The organism is Chromobacterium sp. HL1, from assembly GCF_057418835.1.
In genome coordinates, this window is sequence record NZ_CP162399.1 from 3,761,069 (window position 1) to 3,779,232 (window position 18,164).

Genomic DNA, 18,164 nt, shown 5'->3' on the forward strand with positions numbered 1-18,164 from the left:
CGCCGCCTGGGCGGCGGGATGGCATCGATGAACTGCGGGCTTTAGATGACGCCGCGGCGGATCTGGTCCTCTTCGATCGACTCGAACAGGGCGCGGAAGTTGCCCTCGCCAAAGCCCTCGTTGCCCTTGCGCTGGATGATCTCGAAGAAGATCGGCCCGATCACGGTCTCGGTGAAGATCTGCAGCAGAATGCCGGCGCCGTCCACCGGCGCGCCGTCCACCAGGATGTGGTTTTTGTGCAGGCGCGCCAGGTCTTCGCCATGGCCCGGCACCCGCTCGTCCACTTTTTCATAATAGGTGTCCGGGGTGTCGAGGAAGCGGGTGCCGGCGGCTTTCAGCGTTTCCACGGTGCGGTAGATGTCGCGGGTGGTCAGCGCGATGTGCTGAATGCCCTCGCCATGGTATTCGCGCAGGAATTCCTCGATCTGGCTCTTGTCGTCGGAGGATTCGTTGATCGGGATGCGGATTTTGCCGCAGGGGCTGGTCATCGCCTGGGACACCAGGCCGGTGAGCTTGCCCTCGATGTCGAAGTAACGGATTTCGCGGAAGTTGGCGATATCGGTGTAGAAACCCGCCCACTTGGCCATATTGCCGCGGAACACATTGTGGGTCAGGTGATCGATCTCATACAGGCCCACGCCTTGCGGATGCTGGTCTACGCCGTCCAGCGGCTGGAAGTCCACGTCGTAGATGCTGTGTTCCGGACCGTAGCGATCGACGAAATACAGTGCCGAGCCGCCAATCCCCTCCACCGCCGGAATATTCAGCTCCATGAAGCCGATCGGGCGCTCGTATTTCTTGGCGCCGTGGGCCAGCGCGTATTCATAGGCCTTGGCCGCGTCTTTGACGCGCCACGCCATCGCACAAGCCGACGGGCCGTGCTCGTGGCCGAAATCGTTGGCCGGCTGCGACGACTCGCCGTTCAAGATGAAATTGATGTCGCCCTGGCGGAACAGGCTTACGTTCTTGCTGCGGTGGCGCGCCACTTCGCTGAAACCCAGCGACAGAAACAAGGCCTTCAGTTTGGCCAGGCCTTCGGCGCTGGGCGCGGTGTATTCGACAAATTCAAAGCCGTCGGTGGCCAGGGGGTTTTGCAGTATGGTTTCCATTTTCATCTGTTTCTCCTGTTGTAGATGAGTGTGCGGCCGCTGGGCGGCGAGCGGAGCGTGGCGCCGCTCTGAACCGGCGACTTGATCTGGTATTCCGCGCAACAAGCTTGTTTATAAACAAGTAACAGTAGCTTTTGATGACATGTCTTGTGATAGTCTTGTCATGACATGTTGTAAAAAGCCCTGTGCAACGCATTTGGCTTCGCGTGGAAAAGTCGGAAGGGAAAAGACTGAATGAGGAGAAAGGCGCTTGCCGCGCGCTGGTTTGACTTGCCGCGACGAACGACAAGCTTCTCCTCAGAATGTGAATCTTATCTCCGCCGTCTTATTCACTCGACAAACCCCGGTGCTTTTTTAGCGCCGTGTGTAGAATGCGTTTTTAGGCTTTTTATTCTATGGAAACTACGGGGCAATTTTCTTGCTAAATACCAAGAAACCAGTAATAACTAAGTATAAAACACTAATATTTTGCCTCTTTTAGGAGAAAACATGCCAAGTCTTACATTAGATAAGACAGACTTGCGTATTCTGGCCGAACTGCAACACGACGGCCGCTTAACCAATGTGGAATTAGCAGAACGGGTGGCCCTGTCTCCATCCCCTTGCCTGCGTCGCCTAAAGCAGCTGGAGGAATCCGGCGTGATCCGCCAATACGTGGCGCTGCTGGACCCGGCCCGCATCGGCCTGGGCCTGCAAGCCTGGGTCAGGGTCACACTGGAGAAACGCGGCAACGCGCATCTGCAAAGCTTCATCGAATCGGTGCAAAGCTGGCAGGAGGTCATCAATTGCTTTGCGATGACCGGCGAGATGGACTATCTGCTGCAGGTGTACTTCGAGGACATGGAGCACTTTTCGCGCTTCGTGATGGACGAGCTATTGCAACACCCCGGTGTCGCGGATGTGAAGTCCAGCTTCGTGCTCAAGGAGATCAAGCGGACCACCTCGCTGCCGCTCGGCCAGCTGCGTGGTCTTTAAGGCGGCGCGGCCCCGAGCCGCATACGGATTTGAAAAAGAACGGCCCGGAATACCGGGCCGTTTTGCATGGGAACGCGTCCCGATTCACAAACCTAGCCGCTGCCAAATGGTGGACACCAAGCCGGCCTGATTCAGCGTGTAGAAGTGCAGACCCGGCGCGCCGTGCTGCAATAAGCGATCGCACAACTCGGTCACCACGTCCAGGCCCAGCGCGCGGATGGACGCGCTGTCGTCGTAATAGGCCTGCATGCGCTGGCGCAGCCAACGCGGCACTTCCGCGCCGCACATGTCGGAAAAACGACACAGTTGCCCGAAATTGGAGATCGGCATGATGCCCGGCACGATGGGAATATTCACTCCCCGGCCCTGAACCTCGTCGACGAAGCGGAAATAGGCGTCAGCGTTGAAAAAGTACTGGGTCATCGCCGAATTGGCTCCGGCGTGGACCTTGCGCACGAAGTTGCCGATGTCGTCCTCGGCCGAGCGCGCCTGCGGATGGAACTCCGGATAGGCGGCCACCTCGATGTGGAAATGGTCGCCGTGCTCGGCGCGAATGAATTCGACCAACTCGTTGGCGTAGCGGAATTCGCCGGCCGCCACCATGCCGGACGGGATGTCGCCGCGCAGCGCGACGATGTGGCGGATGCCGTTGTTGCGGTATTCCTTGAGGATGGCGCCGATATTCTCGCGGGTGGAGCCGATGCAGGACAGGTGCGGCGCGGCGGCGTGGCCTTCGCTGCGGATTTCCAGCACCGTCGCCAGCGTGCCGTCGCGGGTGGTGCCGCCGGCGCCGAAGGTGACGGAAAAGAACTGCGGCTTGAACTGGGCCAGCTGCTGGCGCGTGGTGCGCAGCTTGGCGATGCCTTCCGGCGTCTTGGGCGGAAAGAATTCGAAACTGAAGGTTCGGCTCTGTGCTGTCATGATCTCTCTGCATCTCCCTGCGGGAGACTCCTTTGTTTTTATAGATTGGCCGCGATCCGCAACAGCGGACAAGAAAAAACGGACAGCACCATTCTAATAGCCCTGTCCGTTTTTCTATCGTTATAAAAATCAATAACGATAGTGATCCGGCTTATATGGACCTTGCTTGGGCACGCTGATGTAGGCGGCCTGTTCGTCGGACAGCTCGGTCAGCCTGGCGCCGATGCGGCCCAAGTGCAGGCGCGCCACCTTCTCGTCCAGATGCTTGGGCAACACATACACCTGTTTGCCGTATTGCAGGCCGTTGGCGAAGATTTCCACCTGAGCCAGCACCTGGTTGGTGAAGGAGTTGGACATCACGAAGCTGGGGTGGCCGGTGGCGCAACCCAGGTTGACCAGCCGGCCCTCGGCCAACAGGATCACTCGCTTGCCGTCAGGGAAAATGATGTGGTCCACCTGCGGCTTGATATTGTCCCACTGGTACTGGCGCAGGCTGGCGACTTCGATCTCGCTGTCGAAATGGCCGATATTGCAGACGATGGCGTTGTTGCGCATCTTCTTCATATGTTCGTGGGTGATCACGCCGACATTGCCGGTGGCGGTGACGAAGATGTCGGCTTGGTCGGCCACTTCGTCCATGCGCACCACGCGATAGCCTTCCATCGCCGCCTGCAACGCGCAGATCGGGTCCACTTCGGTCACCCACACCGTGGCGCCCAGGCCGCGCAAGCTCTGCGCGCAGCCCTTGCCCACGTCGCCGTAGCCCAGCACCACCGCCACCTTGCCGGCCACCATCACGTCGGTGGCGCGCTTGATGCCGTCCACCAGCGATTCGCGGCAGCCGTAGAGGTTGTCGAACTTGGACTTGGTCACCGAGTCGTTGACGTTGAAGGCCGGGAACGGCAAACGCCCCTCCTTCTCCAGCTGATAGAGCCGGTGCACGCCGGTGGTGGTTTCCTCGGTCACGCCCTTGATGTGCTTGAGCCGCTTGGAATACCACTGCGGGTCTTTTTCCAGATAACGGGCGATGGCGGCGAACAGCGCGGTCTCTTCCTCGTTGGACGGGTGGCTGATCGCGCCGCGATCGCTTTCCGCCTTGCTGCCCAGCATCAGCAGCAAGGTGGCGTCGCCGCCGTCGTCCAGAATCATATTGGCGGGCTCCTGCTCCGGCCATTCGAAGATTTTGTGACTGAACTCCCAGTACTCGTCCAGGCTCTCGCCCTTGAAGGCGAACACCGGGATGCCGGCCGCGGCGATGGCGGCGGCGGCGTGGTCCTGGGTGGAGAAGATATTGCAAGAGGCCCAGCGCACTTCCGCGCCCAGCGCCACCAGGGTCTCGATCAAGACCCCGGTCTGGATCGTCATGTGCAGACTGCCGGCGATGCGCGCGCCGCGCAGCGGCTGGCTGTGCCGGTGCTCGTCGCGCAAGGCCATCAGGCCCGGCATTTCTGTTTCGGCAATCGCCAGTTCCTTGCGGCCCCAGGCGGACAAATTGATATCGGCAACATGAAAATCGGTGAAATCAGCCATCGCGAGCATTCCTTAGTTCACGCAGCCGGCCAGGATGCGGCTCACCCGCTCCCGTGCCCGGCACGGTTTTGATCAGGTGAGCGCCGTTGAAACGGGAGCGGCCCGAGCCTGGGGACGGATCATCCTCGCAGCGCCCCTCGGGCCGACCGGCCGCCGGCGGCGTGGACACGCGGACGGCGACGTTTCGATTATACCTATGCCGCTCGGAAAAGGTAGGAGTCTGCATGCCAAGAAGATACACTAGCCGCTTGCCGATTCATCCTCGCCCCATGACTTTCGACTTCACCCCGCTGGCCGCCCTGTCCGGGATCGCCGCGCTGATTTCCACCGCCATCGCCGCCATCGCCTGGTATCGCCGCCAGTTTCCCGGGGTACGCTGGCTGGCGCTGCTGATGAGTTCGGTGGCGTTCTGGGCCGCCGGCGCGATGTGCGAGCTGTCCGCCGCCAGCCTGTCCGCCAAGATCGCCTGGTCCAAGCTGGAATACCTGGGCACGCTGAGCACCCCGGTGCTCTTCCTGCTGCTGGCGCTGGACTACAACCGCATCCAGCTGAGCCGGCGCTGGCTGGCGGCGCTGTTCGCCCTGCCCTTGCTCTGCCTGCTGCTGGCGCTCAGCAACGAAAGCCACCAATTGGTGTGGACCAGCTACCGGCCCAGCCCCTCCGGCTACAATCTGCTGATCTACGGGCACGGCCCGGCGTTCTGGATCGGCGTCGCCGGCTATTCCTACCTGATGATGCTGATCGGCTCGCTGATGCTGATCCGCGCGCTGCATTACTACCCGGCCCACTTCCGCGGACAATCCATCGTGCTGATGGCCAGCGCCTGCGCGCCCTGGCTGGGCAACATCCTTTACCTGAGCGGCGCCATGCCCTTACAGGGCCTGGATCCGACGCCGCTCGCCTTCACCGTCACCGGCCTGGTGTTCGCGCTGGACCTGCTCTACCTGCGCCTGCTCTACTTGGTGCCGGTGGCGCGCGCGCGCTCCTTCGAAGCCATGGGCGACGGGGTGCTGGTGGTGGACGACGAGCTGCGCATCCTGGACCTCAATCCGGCCGCCGCGCGGCTGCTGGGCCGACCCGGCCGTCAATTGCTGGGTCAGCCCTTGCCGGCGGACTGGCCGCGGGAGCAGATCCTGCGCGGCCGGGAGCAATCCCTGGAGCTGTCCTTGCAAGACGGCGCGCGCATCCTGGATCTGCGCGTGTATCCGATCGCCCAGCAGCCTCAGCCTCACTCCAGCCGCATGCTGGTGGCCCGCGACATCACCGAGCGGCGCCGGGCCGAGGAGGCGCTGCGCGGCGCCAATCAGACTTTGGCCCTGCGCATCGCCGAAATCGAAGCGCTGCAGGCGGCGCTGCGCGAGCAGGCCTTGCGCGATCCGCTGACCGGTTTGTACAACCGTCGCTATCTGGACGATACCTTCGCCCGCGAACTGAGCCGCGCGCGCAGCGAGGGCGCGCCGCTCAGCATCGCGCTGATCGATCTCGACGATTTCAAGCGCATCAACGACAGCTTCGGTCATTACTTCGGCGACGAGGTCTTGCGCCGCCTGTCCGCGCTGCTGGCCGAAGACGGCCGCGGCGGCGACATCCTCTGCCGCCTGGGCGGGGAGGAGTTTCTGGTGCTGATGCCCGGCTGCTCGCCGTCCCAGGCCTGGGAACGCGCCGAGCGCTGGCGGCAAGCCTTCGCCCGTCAGCCTCACGGCGCCGGCGACGACAGTTTCTGCGCCACCTTCTCCTGCGGTCTGGCCGCCTTCCCCTTGCACGCGGACAGCCCGGCCGCCCTGTACCAGGCCGCGGACCGGGCTTTGTACGCGGTCAAGGCCGGCGGCAAGAACGCCTGCCGCCTGAGCGCGGCCCTCTAGCAAGGCACAAAAAAACGCCTGTCCATGGACAGGCGTTTCTTGGCGCGAAGCCGAGCGCGGTTTACAGACCGGCGTCGGCGCGCAGCGCTTCCACCTTGTCGGTGCGCTCCCAGCTGAATTCCGGCTCTTCGCGGCCGAAGTGGCCGTAAGCGGCGGTCTTGCTGTAGATCGGGCGCAGCAGGTCCAGCATCTGGATGATGCCTTTCGGGCGTAGATCGAAATGCTTTTTCACCAGCTCGACAATCTTCTCATTCGGAATCGAGTTGGTGCCGAAGGTGTCCACCGCGATCGAGGTCGGCTCGGCCACGCCGATGGCGTAGGAAACCTGGATCTGGCACTGGCGCGCCAGGCCGGCGGCGACGATGTTCTTCGCCACGTAGCGGCCGGCGTAGGCGGCGGAACGGTCCACTTTGGACGGATCCTTGCCGGAGAAAGCGCCGCCGCCGTGCGGCGCCGCGCCGCCGTAGGTGTCGACGATGATCTTGCGGCCGGTCAGACCGCAATCGCCCATCGGGCCGCCAATCACGAAGCGGCCGGTCGGGTTGATCAGGAATTTGGTTTCCGGCGTGATCATATCCGGCGGCAGCACCGGCTTGATGATGTCCTCGATCACCGCCTCGGTCAGCGTCTTGTGATCGATCTCCGGGGTATGCTGGGTGGACAGCACTACGGTGTCGATGCGCTTGGGCAGGCCGGTGGCGCCGTCATAGACGCAAGTGATCTGGCTCTTGGCGTCCGGGCGCAGCCACGGCAGGCGGCCGTCCTTGCGCAACTCGGCCTGACGCTGCACCAGACGGTGCGCGTAGTAGATCGGGAACGGCATCAGCGTCGGGGTTTCGTCGCAGGCGTAGCCGAACATCAGGCCCTGGTCGCCGGCGCCCTGGTTCAGATCCAGGCCTTCGCCTTCGTTGACGCCCTGGGCGATGTCCTGCGACTGCTTGTCGTAGCAAGCCATCACCGCGCAACCGCGGAAATCGAAGCCCAGCGCGGAATCGTCGTAACCGATGCGCTTGATGGTTTCGCGGGCGATCTTGATGTAATCGATATTGGCGCTGGTGGTGATTTCGCCGGCCAACACCACCAGGCCGGTGTTCACCAGGGTCTCGGCGGCGACGCGCGCGTGCTTGTCCTCGCGCAAGATGGCGTCGAGGATGGCGTCGGAGATCTGATCGGCGACTTTGTCCGGGTGTCCTTCCGACACCGACTCAGATGTAAACAGATATTCGCTCATTTATTATTCGTTCCCGAAAAATGCAAAACCTTGTGATGATAAAATAGGTCGCTTTAAGACCAAGACTGAGCTTCATATGTCTAAGCTAGTCCATTTATTGCTGTCTTTCCTGGCGCACCTGCCTTTATCCTGGCTACAAGGCCTAGGTGCCGTTCTTGGACGACTGACTTATCATGCGTCCCCCCGCTACAGAGCACGGCTCCGGGAGAACCTAAGTTCTAGTAAAATCTGTGGAAATTATCAGCTTTTACCGCGTTTAGTCAAACAAAGCGCCGCGGAAACCGGCAAGGGCGCGCTGGAACTGGCCATCGCCTGGTGCCGCGAGCCGGACGACATCGCCGCCATGGTCCAGTCCTGCTCCGGCTGGGAGCACGTCGAGGCGGCGCTGGCCAAGGGCCACGGCATCGTCTTCGTCACCCCGCATCTGGGCAGCTACGACATCGCCGGCCGCTACATCAGCTCGCGGCTGCCGTTTCCGCTGACCGCGATGTACCGCCCTCCCAAGATGGCTTGGCTGGAACCGGTGATGCAGGCCGGCCGCGCCCGCGGCAAGGGCAAGACCGCGCCGGCCACCGGCGCCGGCGTGCGCGTGCTGATGAAGGCGCTGAAATCCGGCGAAGCCACCATCATCCTACCGGACCAGGTGCCCGGCAACGGCGAGGGCGTGTGGGCGCCGTTCTTCGAACGCCCGGCCTACACCATGACCCTGGTGCCGCGCCTGGCGCAGATCAGCGGCGTGGAGACCTTGTTCTTCGTCGGCGAGCGCCTGCCGGGCGGCCAGGGCTTCCGCGTCCACATCGAACCGCCGGCGCAAGCCTTCAGCGGCGACAAGGAACAGGACGCCGCCCAGCTCAACGCCCAGGTGGAAGCGCTGATCCGCCGCTTCCCCAGCCAATACCTGTGGAGCTATAACCGCTATAAATGTCCGCCCGGCGTCAGCCGGCCGGACGCGCAATAACAGGGATCCAAGACAAACCGTCACGAGCGGCTTGAGAGCAAGGCGCCCCCGTTGGACATTGGCGCACAGCGACCGAGATAGTACAAACAGTACAGCGAGGGAGCGCGCACGGAGCAACGCAGCTATCGAGCCGCGCAGTCGGTTTGTCGAGCATCCCAACAAGGAAATCTATGAAATTCGCTTTTGCCCTACTCTGGCTCATCCGCCTGCTGCCGATGTGGGCGATCGGCCTGCTGGCCCGCGGCCTGGGCAATGTCGCCTACTGTCTGGCGCGCGACCGCCGCCGCGTCGGCATGATCAATCTGCGCCTATGCTTTCCCGAGATGCCGGTGGCGGAACGCCGCCGGCTGATCCGCCGCAATTTCCAGCACATGATACGCATGGTGCTGGAGTACGGCGTGGTCTGGTGGAGTTCGGCCGCGCGCATCGACAAGCTGGTCGAGATCAAGAACCTGCACTACGTCACCGAGCTGCGCGAACGCGGCGAAGACGTGATTCTGTTCTACCCTCACTTCATCGGCTTTGAAATGTGCGTGTATTCGCTGAACCAGCACATCCCGCTGGTCAGCGTCTACTCCCACCAGAAGAACGAGGCGCTGGACCGCCAGATCTATCAGGGCCGCCAGCGTTACGACAACGCCTACATCGTGTCCCGCCAGGAGGGCCTGCGCCCCATCATCAAGGCGATGCGCAAGGACCACGCGCCCTTCCTCTATCTGCCGGACCAGGACTTCGGTGTGCGCGACTCAGTCTTCGTCGACTTCTTCGGCGTCAAGGCCGCCACCATCACCGGCCTGTCCCGCATCAGCAAGCTGGCGCGCGCCAAGGTGGTGCCGGCCATCGCCCGCCGCGTCGGCGACCGCTTCGAGCTGGAGTTCTACCCGCCGTGGGACGACTATCCCAGCGAGGACGTGGAGGCCGACACCCGCCGCATGAACGCCTTCCTGGAGCAGCGCGTCCGTGAAATCCCGGACCAGTACTTCTGGCTGCACAAGCGCTTCAAGAGCCGGCCGCAGGGCGAGGCCCGCTTTTACTAAAAACCTGTTTACGATCTGCTACGCGTCGGTAGAGACATTGTGCGATGAGTGCCCGCTTCGAAATGCTCATGTACCGCTTGTACATTCCGCTTTCTCAACGATTTTCGCCTTGTCTCGCTCTTGCTCGCAAGATCGTAAACACGTTCTAAGCAAGGCGCCGCAACGCGGCGCCTTTTTCAATCAGCTGCCGGCCTCGGCGAAGGCGTCCATCAGCAAAAAGGTGCCCGCCTGTCGCTGCCGGCTGTCGATCTGCGGCACCAGCCGCCGAAAATGTTCGGTTTGGCAATGCCGATCCAGGGCCTCCCTGTCCGGCCAGGTCTCGATGAAGACGAAATGGCCGGGGTCTTTCTGATCGATGAACAGCTCATAGCCGATGCAATCCGGCTCTTGCCGCGTCTTCTCCACCAGTTCGCGATACAGCGGCATCACCTCGACCACGCGGTCCGGCTGAATGAAGTCCTGAGCAATCACTTTCAACATCCCGTCTTCTCCCTTCGTCTCATCGCGCGGGCCTCGCTACGCCGCCGCGCCCTTCCCCAAAAAAAACAGCGCGGACGGGAGATCCCGTCCGCGCCGCGTATTGCGTCCGCCCAGCCCGGCTAGGCCCGTCGCCGCCAGAAGTAGCGATAGACGTAGCCCGGAAACGCGAACACCAGGAATAAGGACAAGGTGGTCACGTAGAACTGCCAGTTCTGCGACTGCACCGGCATCAGCCGGCTTTCCAGCAGGTAGGCGAAACCGCCCACCAGCAGATACAGCGCCGTCAATTCCAGAAAGCGCCAGCCAAAATGCTTGTTGGCCACTTTCCACACTCCGCCCACTTTCTGGGTCAGGAACGGCAGGTTCGCCGCCGCCAGGGCGACGATCAGCAAAACGATGACGCTGGATTGCATGGTGGACAGGCCTTAAATCACGGTGAGCGATTGACGCACGACTTGCAGGCACAGCTCCATCGCGCGTTCCGGCAGCAGGCCGATGAAGAGCAAGGCCAGCGCGTTCAGCGACAGCACCAGTTTCATATCGCCGCGCACCACGATGTCGCTGCGGTCTTCTGCGTCGTCGAAGTACATCGCCTTCACCACGCGCAGGTAGTAGAACGCGCCGATCACCGACATCAGCACCGCGAAGATGGCCAGCTTGATCATGCCGATGTCGACAATGGCCTTGATCACCGCGAACTTGGCGTAGAAGCCCACCAGCGGCGGGATGCCCGCCATGGAGAACATGGTCAGCAGCATCAGCAGCGCGTACCAGCTGTTGCGGCTGTTCAGGCCCTTCAGATCGTCGACCTTCTCGCATTCGAAACCGGCGCGGGACAGCGCCAGCAGCATGCCGAAGCTGACCAGCGACATCAGCACATAGCTCAGCGCGTAGAACAGCGCCGCCGAGTAGCCGACCTTGGTGCCGGCCAGCACGCCCAGGAGCAGGAAGCCCATGTGCGAGATCGTCGAATAGGCCAGCATCCGTTTGATGTTGGTCTGCACGATGGCGGTGATGTTGCCGATGGCCATGGACAGCGCGGCCACGATCACCAGCATCTGCTGCCAGTCCGCCACCAGCGCGTCCAGGCCCTGGGCCAGGATGCGCAGCGTGAACACAAAGGCCGCCAGCTTGGGCGCCGCGCCCACCATCAGCGTCACCGAAGTCGGCGCGCCGTGGTAAACGTCCGGCACCCACATATGGAACGGCACCGCGCCCAGCTTGAAGGACAAGCCGGCCACGATGAAAACCAGGCCGAAGACCAGCAACACGTCGTTGGCCTTGTGCGCGGCGATGGACTTGGCGACCGTCGCCAGTTCCAGAGAGCCGGTGGCGCCGTAAACCATGGAGATGCCGTAGAGCAGCAGGCCGGAGGCCAGCGCGCCCAGCACGAAGTACTTCATCGCCGCCTCGGTGGCCTGCACGGAATCGCGCTGCAGCGCGATCAGCGAGTACAAGGCCAGCGACAGCAGTTCCAGGCCCATGTACAGGGTCAGGAAGTGCGAGGCCGACACCATCAGGTTCATGCCCAAGAGCGCAAACAGGGCCAGCGAGAAGTACTCGCCCTTGAACAGCTGACGGTCGGCGGTGTACTGCCGGCTGTAGATCAGCACGATGGCGGTGACCGCGTACATGGCCAGCTTGACCACGCCGCCCATCGGATCGGCGACGAACATGCCGGAGAAGGTGAGCACCGGCTGCGCGGTGAAAGTCATCACCTGCGCCACCGCCGCGCCCAACAGGCTCAGCAGGGTCAGGCCCAGGGTGATGCCGCGCTTTTCGTCCGAAACGAACAGGTCCGCCATCAGCACGAACAGAATCGCGCCGGCGAGGAACATCTCGGGAATTGCCGGTATCAGGTTGAGATCAGCCCAATTCATTGTTTCCATTCCTTCCGCGCTTACAGCTTGCTCTGCGAGACATGCAGGATCAGGTCATTGACCGACAGGTGCATTTTCTCGACGAAGGCTTGCGGATACAGGCCCATGCCCAGCACCGCGATGGCCAGGATGGCCAGCACCAGGAACTCGCGCTTGTTGACGTCGGACAGCTCGGCCACATGGCTGTTGCCTACCTCGCCGAAGATCACGCGCTTGTACATCCACAAGGTGTAGGCGGCGCCGAAGATCAGCGTGGTGGCGGCCAATACCGCGTACCAGAAGTTCACCTGCACCGCGCCCATGATCACCATGAACTCGCCGACGAAGCCGGAGGTGGCCGGCAGGCCGGAGTTGGCCATCGCGAACAGCATCATGAAGGCGGCGAAGATGGGCATCTTGTTGGCCACGCCGCCGTAGTCGGCGATGTTGCGGCTGTGCACGCGGTCGTACATCACGCCGATGCAGAAGAACATCGCGGCGGAGACGAAGCCGTGGGACACCATTTGCACCAGCGCGCCTTCAACCGCCCACTGGTTCAGTTCGGAACCGGTGAACAGGAACAGGCCCAGGGTGACGAAGCCCATGTGCGAGATGGAGGAATAAGCCACCAGCTTTTTCATGTCTGACTGCACCAGCGCCACCAGGCCGATGTAGACCACCGCCACCAGCGACAGCGCCACCATCACGCCGGACAGCTCGCGCGCGGCGTCAGGCAGGATGGGCAGCACGAACCGCAGGAAGCCGTAAGCGCCGATCTTCAGCGTGATCGCGGCCAGCACCATGGAGCCGCCGGTCGGCGCTTCCACGTGGGCGTCCGGCAGCCAGGTGTGCACCGGCCACATCGGCACCTTCACCGCGAAGGACAGGAAGAAGGCGACGAACAGCAGAATCTGCACCGTCAGCGGGATCTTGGCGATGTCGTGGAAAGCCTGGATGTCGAAGGACTTGCCGGCCTGGAAGTACAGGTAGATCAAGGCCACCAGCATCAGCAGCGAGCCGAGCAAGGTGTAGAGGAAGAACTTGATCGACGCGTACACGCGACGCGGGCCGCCCCAGACGCCGATGATCAGATACATCGGAATCAGCATGCCTTCGAAGAAGACATAGAACAGGATGGCGTCCAGCGCGGCGAAGGCGCCGTTGATCAGGCCGGACATGATCAGGAAGGCGGCCATGTACTGCGACACGCGCTTCTGGATCACCTGCCAGCCGGCCACCACCACCAGCAAGGTGGTGAAGCTGTTGAGCACCACGAACAGCATCGAGATGCCGTCCACGCCCAGGTGATAGTTGATGCCGAGGGATTCGATCCACGGCTTCATCTCGACGAACTGCATGCCGCCGCTGAGGTTGTTGAACTCGGTGAACAGCGGCAGCGACAGCAGGAAGCCCGCCAGGGCTCCCGCCGCGGCCAGCCAGCGCGCCAGCGACGCGCGCTGATCGCCCCCCGTAGCCAGCACCAGCAACCCGGCCGCGATAGGGGTCCAGATCACCAGAGACAATAGATTTGTGAACATAGTCAAACCCAAGTTGTTATTCCAATCCCGGAGCCCGGGCTCAACGCCAGATCAGTTGCCAGAACCACATCGTCATCAGCGCCAGCACCCCGATGATCATCGCGGTGGCGTAGCTGTAGATGAAACCGGTCTGAGCGCGGCGGATGAAGCCGGAGAAAGTCGCCACCAGCTTGGCGGTGCCGTTCACCAACAGACCGTCGATCAGCAACATGTCGCCCACCTTCCAGAAGAAGGTGCCCAGAGCGCGCGAGCCCTTGGCGAACACGGCGAAATAGATCTCGTCCAGGTAGTACTTGTTTTCCAGGATCTTGTTCACCAGGCTGAACTTCTGCTTGATGGCGGCCGGAATCTGCGGCGCCTTCATGTAGAAGAACCAGGCGGTGGCCACGCCAGCCAAGGCCAGCCACAGCGGCAGCGTGCTCAAGGAATGCACGCCCATGGCGGCGGCGCCGTGGAACTCGCGGGCGATCTCTTCCATCGCCGGATGCAGTTCGTGGTTGACGGCGATCACGCCCTTGAAGAAGTCGCCGTACAGCAGCGGCTCGATCGCGAAGTAACCGACCAGCACCGACGGAATCGCCAGCAGCACCAGCGGCAGGGTCACCACCCACGGGGACTCGTGCGGCTTGTCGTTCGGACCCAGACCATGGTGATGGTCGTGATCGTCATGGCCGTGATCGTGATGATCGTCCTTCTTCTCCATCCAGCGTTCCTTGCCGTGGAAGACCAGGAAGTACATGCGGAAGGAGTAGAAGGCGGTGACGAACACGCCGGCGATCACAGCGAAGTAGGCGAAACCGGCCGCGGACAGATTGGACGCGTGCACCGCCTCGATGATGGAGTCCTTGGAGTAGAAGCCGGAGAAGAACGGCGTGCCGATCAAGGCCAGCGAACCCAAGAGCGAAGTCAGCCAGGTGATGGGCATGTACTTGCGCAGGCCGCCCATATTGCGCATGTCCTGATCGTGATGCATGCCGATGATCACCGAGCCCGCCGCCAGGAACAGCAGCGCCTTGAAGAAGGCGTGGGTCATCACGTGGAACATCGCCACCGAGTAGGCCGAGGCGCCCAGCGCCACGGTCATATAGCCCAGCTGCGACAGCGTGGAGTAAGCCACCACGCGCTTGATGTCGTTCTGGACCACGCCGAGGAAGCCCATGAACAGCGCGGTGATGGAACCGGCGACCATGATCACGTTCAGCGCGGTGTCGGACAGTTCGAACAGCGGGCTCATACGCGACACCATGAAGATGCCGGCGGTCACCATCGTGGCCGCGTGGATCAGCGCCGAGATCGGCGTCGGGCCTTCCATCGAGTCCGGCAGCCACACGTGCAGCGGGAACTGCGCCGATTTGCCCATCGCGCCGATGAACAGCAGGATGCAGGTCACGCTCAGCAGCGACCATTCGGTGCCCGGAATCAGGCTGATGGTCTTGTTAGCCAGCGCCGGAGCGGCGGCGAACACATCGCTGTAGTTCAGCGAGCCGCCGAAGTAGGCCAGCACCAGGCCGATGCCCAGCAGAAAGCCGAAGTCGCCGACGCGGTTGACCAGGAAAGCCTTCAGGTTGGCGTAGATCGCGGTCGGACGCTTGAACCAGAAGCCGATCAGCAGATAGGACACCAGGCCCACCGCTTCCCAACCGAAGAACAGCTGGATGAAGTTGTTGCTCATCACCAGCATCAGCATCGAGAAGGTAAACAGCGAGATATAGCTGAAGAAACGCTGATAGCCCGGGTCTTCCTGCATGTAGCCGATGGTGTAAATGTGCACCATCAGCGACACGCTGGTCACCACCACCAGCATCATCGCGGTCAGCGAATCCACCAGGAAGCCTACGGAGAACTCGTAGCCTCCCACCGTCAGCCAGGTGTAAACCGGACCGTTGAACACTTCAGCCTGCCCGGTCAGGAAGGCGTGAAGCACCTTGAGCGACAGCGCGGCGGACAGCGCCACGCCGGCTATCGTCACGACGTGCGAAGCGCGCCGGCCGATGGCCCATCCAAATAGGCCTGCAATGATGGAACCCGCCAGCGGGGCGAGTGCAATCAGCAGGTATAAGCTCTTCATATCCATGCTTGTGTGCTTTGTGTAGGTTCCGGTTTGCCTTAGCCTTTGAGGCTGCCCAAGTCTTCAACGTTGATGGTGCGCAGATTGCGGAACAGCACCACCAGGATGGCGAGACCGATCGCGGCTTCGGCCGCGGCCACCGTCAGGATGAAGAATACGAAGATCTGGCCCGCCGTATCCGACAGGTAATGCGAGAACGCGATGAAATTGAAGTTCACCGCGAGCAGCATCAGCTCGATGGCCATCAGCAGCACGATCAGATTTTTCCGGTTCAGGAAAACGCCCAGCACGCCGATGGCAAACAGGATTGCGGCCAGCACCAGGAAGTGAGTCAGTGTCAGCACATTTCCTCCCTTATGTTGATTGGCCGTCAGGCCTGTTGCTTACCGGATTCGGCCTCGGAGGCCTCCTCCACCGTGGATTCTTCAGCAGGCTGTTCGGCCTGCATCTTCACCAGACGTACGCGGTCGTTGCGCTTGACCTTGACCTGCAGCGCCGGATCGATAGCTTTGGTGTCCTTGCGGCTGCGCATGGTCAGACCGATGGCGGCCACCATGGCCAGCAGCAGCACCACCGCCGCCACTTCGAAAGGCAGCAGATACGTGGTGTACAGCTGGCGCCCCAGCACTTTGACGTTGCTGAAGTCCGCCGCCAGCGGCGCGGCCGCCTGGTAGGCGTCCAGCCGCGCGCTGGGGCTGGCTAGAATCATCGCCATTTCAAACACCATGATGATGCCGACGGCGGCGGCAACCGGAAGATTCCTCCAGAAGCCCTCGCGCAGTTTCTCGATGTTGATGTCCAGCATCATCACCACGAACAGGAACAGCACCATCACCGCGCCCACATACACCACCACCAGGGTGATGGCCAGGAACTCGGCTTCCATCAGCAGCCACAGGCCGGCGCTGTTGAAGAAGGCCAGCACCAGGAACAAGGCCGCGTGAATCGGGTTCTTGGCCGTCACCACGCGGATGCCCGCGAACACCAGGATGGCGGACAGAACATAGAAGACAAACAGTGTGAAGTTCATGACCCCCCCTTAGCGATACTTGGCGTCGGCCGCCTTGTTGGCGGCGATCTCGGCCTCGTACTTGTCGCCGATCGCCAGCAACATCGGCTTGGTGTAGTACAAGTCGCCACGTTTTTCACCGTGGTATTCGAAGATGTGGGTTTCCACGATGGCGTCCACCGGACAGGCTTCCTCGCAGAAGCCGCAGAAGATGCACTTGGTCAGATCGATGTCGTAGCGCGTGGTGCGGCGGGTGCCGTCGTCGCGCTGCTCGGACTCGATGCTGATCGCCATCGCCGGGCACACCGCCTCACACAGTTTGCAGGCGATGCAGCGCTCTTCGCCGTTGGCGTAGCGGCGCTGCGCGTGCAGACCGCGGAAGCGCGGCGAAATCGGCGTCTTCTCTTCAGGGAACTGGACCGTGATCTTGCGGGCGAAGAAGTAGCGGCCAGTGACCATCAGGCCCTTGACCAGCTCCACCAGCAGGAAGGTCTTGAAAAAGTTTCGGATCGAATTCATCTTTTCACCTATCCCCGTCTCAGTGCCACAAGGACAGCGGGGTCATCATCCAGACGCCCACCACCAGGATCCACACCAGGGTCACCGGGATGAACACCTTCCAGCCCAGACGCATGATCTGGTCGTAGCGATAACGCGGGAAGGTGGCGCGGAACCACAGGAAGCAGAACAGCACCATGGCCACTTTAAGCGCCAGCCAGAAGAAGCCGCCCGCGCCCAGAATGCCCCAGGACGCAGGGAACGGCGACAGCCAGCCGCCGAGGAACAGCAGCGCGGTCAGCGCGGCGACCAGGATCATGTTGGCGTATTCGGCCAGGAAGAAGATGGCGAAGGCCATGCCCGAGTACTCGACGTGGAAACCGGCGACGATCTCGGATTCGCCCTCGGCCACGTCAAACGGCGCGCGGTTGGTTTCGGCCACGCCGGAAATCAGGTAGACCACGAACAGCGGGAACAGCGGCAGCCAGTTCCACGACAACACGGAACCGCCGGCCATGCCCTGCCCTTGCTGCTGGACGATCTCCACCAGGTTCAGGCTGCTGGACACCATCAGCACGCCGATCAGCGCGAAGCCCATCGCCAGTTCGTAGGACACGATCTGGGCGGCGGAACGCATGGCGCCGAGGAAGGAGTACTTGGAGTTGCCCGCCCAGCCGGCGATGATCACGCCGTACACGCCCATCGAGGTCAGCGCCAGGATGTAGAGCAGCGAGGCGTTGACGTTGGCCAGCACCAGCTTGTCGGTGAAGGGAATCACCGCCCAGGCCGCCAGCGCCGGAGCGATGGACAGCACCGGGGCCAGCAGGAACAGGCCCTTGCTGGAGTTGGTGGGCAGGATGATTTCCTTCATCAGCAGCTTGACCGCGTCGGCGATCGGCTGCAGCAGGCCCAGCGGGCCTACCCGGTTGGGGCCGATGCGGATCTGCATGAAGCCGATGACCTTGCGCTCGGCATAGGTCAGGTAGGCGACGCACAGCAGCATCGGCAATACGATGGCGATGATCTTCAACAGGGTCCAAACCACGAGCCCCGCGTCAGTGCCAAGAATACCTTGCAAGAACTCCATGC

The 18,164-nt window shown here is 62.1% G+C and carries 17 protein-coding genes and 1 riboswitch; of the genes, 4 read left to right on the forward strand and 13 right to left on the reverse strand.

The genetic code is table 11. The annotated features are described in order from the left end of the window. Positions 1 to 41: 41 nt before the first annotated feature. The gene (hppD, locus tag AB1Z25_RS17125) at positions 42 to 1,115 is read right to left on the reverse strand and encodes a 4-hydroxyphenylpyruvate dioxygenase (RefSeq protein ID WP_107800387.1); all 1,074 of its coding nucleotides are present in this window, start codon (positions 1,113 to 1,115) and stop codon (positions 42 to 44) included. A gap of 483 nt (positions 1,116 to 1,598) precedes the next feature. Here hppD and AB1Z25_RS17130 point away from each other — a divergent pair, with 483 nt between their 5' ends. Further along, entirely contained in the window at positions 1,599 to 2,084 is a 486-nt protein-coding gene (locus tag AB1Z25_RS17130) for an Lrp/AsnC family transcriptional regulator (protein ID WP_107800388.1), read from the forward strand. An 84-nt stretch (positions 2,085 to 2,168) separates the two neighbouring features. On the opposite strand, the gene metF is transcribed toward AB1Z25_RS17130, so the two are convergent. Together metF and ahcY are read right to left on the reverse strand one after the other, a co-directional pair. Further along, positions 2,169 to 3,005, reverse strand: a complete 837-nt coding sequence (gene metF, locus AB1Z25_RS17135; protein WP_107800389.1) for a methylenetetrahydrofolate reductase [NAD(P)H] — start codon at positions 3,003 to 3,005, stop codon at positions 2,169 to 2,171. A gap of 129 nt (positions 3,006 to 3,134) precedes the next feature. After that, a complete protein-coding gene (ahcY, locus tag AB1Z25_RS17140) occupies positions 3,135 to 4,544 on the reverse strand; it encodes an adenosylhomocysteinase (protein ID WP_199225919.1) in 1,410 nt (469 codons plus the stop codon). Positions 4,545 to 4,606: 62 nt separating this feature from the next. Further along, a riboswitch (S-adenosyl-L-homocysteine riboswitch) is annotated at positions 4,607 to 4,680 on the reverse strand. A gap of 79 nt (positions 4,681 to 4,759) precedes the next feature. Here ahcY and AB1Z25_RS17145 point away from each other — a divergent pair. After that, on the forward strand, positions 4,760 to 6,397 hold the full coding sequence (locus AB1Z25_RS17145) for a histidine kinase N-terminal 7TM domain-containing diguanylate cyclase (RefSeq protein WP_486635759.1): 1,638 nt from the start codon (positions 4,760 to 4,762) through the stop codon (positions 6,395 to 6,397). A gap of 61 nt (positions 6,398 to 6,458) precedes the next feature. On the opposite strand, the gene metK is transcribed toward AB1Z25_RS17145, so the two are convergent. Beyond that, entirely contained in the window at positions 6,459 to 7,628 is a 1,170-nt protein-coding gene (metK, locus tag AB1Z25_RS17150) for a methionine adenosyltransferase (RefSeq protein WP_107800392.1), read from the reverse strand. Between the two features lie 76 nt (positions 7,629 to 7,704). Between metK and AB1Z25_RS17155 the strand changes: the two genes are divergently transcribed. After that, positions 7,705 to 8,586, forward strand: coding sequence for a lysophospholipid acyltransferase family protein (locus AB1Z25_RS17155; RefSeq protein WP_107800393.1), 882 nt, complete (start codon positions 7,705 to 7,707; stop codon positions 8,584 to 8,586). A 170-nt stretch (positions 8,587 to 8,756) separates the two neighbouring features. Further along, positions 8,757 to 9,623: a lipid A biosynthesis lauroyl acyltransferase gene (locus AB1Z25_RS17160; RefSeq protein ID WP_107800394.1), complete on the forward strand. Its 867-nt coding sequence runs from the start codon at positions 8,757 to 8,759 to the stop codon at positions 9,621 to 9,623. A 180-nt stretch (positions 9,624 to 9,803) separates the two neighbouring features. Here AB1Z25_RS17160 and AB1Z25_RS17165 read toward each other — a convergent pair whose 3' ends face one another. The 9 genes from AB1Z25_RS17165 to nuoH all read right to left on the reverse strand — a co-directional run bounded on the left by AB1Z25_RS17165 (position 9,804) and on the right by nuoH (position 18,162). Further along, positions 9,804 to 10,103, reverse strand: a complete 300-nt coding sequence (locus tag AB1Z25_RS17165) for a putative quinol monooxygenase (RefSeq protein ID WP_107800395.1) — start codon at positions 10,101 to 10,103, stop codon at positions 9,804 to 9,806. Positions 10,104 to 10,222: 119 nt separating this feature from the next. Beyond that, the gene (locus AB1Z25_RS17170) at positions 10,223 to 10,516 is read right to left on the reverse strand and encodes a DUF2818 family protein (RefSeq protein WP_107800396.1); all 294 of its coding nucleotides are present in this window, start codon (positions 10,514 to 10,516) and stop codon (positions 10,223 to 10,225) included. 12 nt (positions 10,517 to 10,528) lie between these two features. Beyond that, the gene (nuoN, locus tag AB1Z25_RS17175) at positions 10,529 to 11,983 is read right to left on the reverse strand and encodes an NADH-quinone oxidoreductase subunit NuoN (protein ID WP_235087002.1); all 1,455 of its coding nucleotides are present in this window, start codon (positions 11,981 to 11,983) and stop codon (positions 10,529 to 10,531) included. Between the two features lie 20 nt (positions 11,984 to 12,003). Then, the gene (locus AB1Z25_RS17180) at positions 12,004 to 13,500 is read right to left on the reverse strand and encodes an NADH-quinone oxidoreductase subunit M (RefSeq protein ID WP_107800397.1); all 1,497 of its coding nucleotides are present in this window, start codon (positions 13,498 to 13,500) and stop codon (positions 12,004 to 12,006) included. Between the two features lie 40 nt (positions 13,501 to 13,540). Continuing rightward, positions 13,541 to 15,574, reverse strand: a complete 2,034-nt coding sequence (nuoL, locus tag AB1Z25_RS17185) for an NADH-quinone oxidoreductase subunit L (protein ID WP_107800398.1) — start codon at positions 15,572 to 15,574, stop codon at positions 13,541 to 13,543. Positions 15,575 to 15,606: 32 nt separating this feature from the next. Continuing rightward, positions 15,607 to 15,912, reverse strand: a complete 306-nt coding sequence (gene nuoK / locus AB1Z25_RS17190) for an NADH-quinone oxidoreductase subunit NuoK (protein ID WP_019102195.1) — start codon at positions 15,910 to 15,912, stop codon at positions 15,607 to 15,609. 26 nt (positions 15,913 to 15,938) lie between these two features. Then, on the reverse strand, positions 15,939 to 16,598 hold the full coding sequence (locus AB1Z25_RS17195; RefSeq protein WP_107800399.1) for an NADH-quinone oxidoreductase subunit J: 660 nt from the start codon (positions 16,596 to 16,598) through the stop codon (positions 15,939 to 15,941). Positions 16,599 to 16,607: 9 nt separating this feature from the next. After that, positions 16,608 to 17,087: an NADH-quinone oxidoreductase subunit NuoI gene (gene nuoI, locus AB1Z25_RS17200; protein ID WP_196783887.1), complete on the reverse strand. Its 480-nt coding sequence runs from the start codon at positions 17,085 to 17,087 to the stop codon at positions 16,608 to 16,610. Between the two features lie 28 nt (positions 17,088 to 17,115). Further along, positions 17,116 to 18,162 carry an NADH-quinone oxidoreductase subunit NuoH gene (nuoH, locus tag AB1Z25_RS17205; RefSeq protein WP_048413406.1) on the reverse strand — a complete coding sequence of 349 codons (1,047 nt, stop codon included), beginning with the start codon at positions 18,160 to 18,162 and terminating at the stop codon, positions 17,116 to 17,118. Between the last annotated feature and the right edge of the window lie 2 nt (positions 18,163 to 18,164).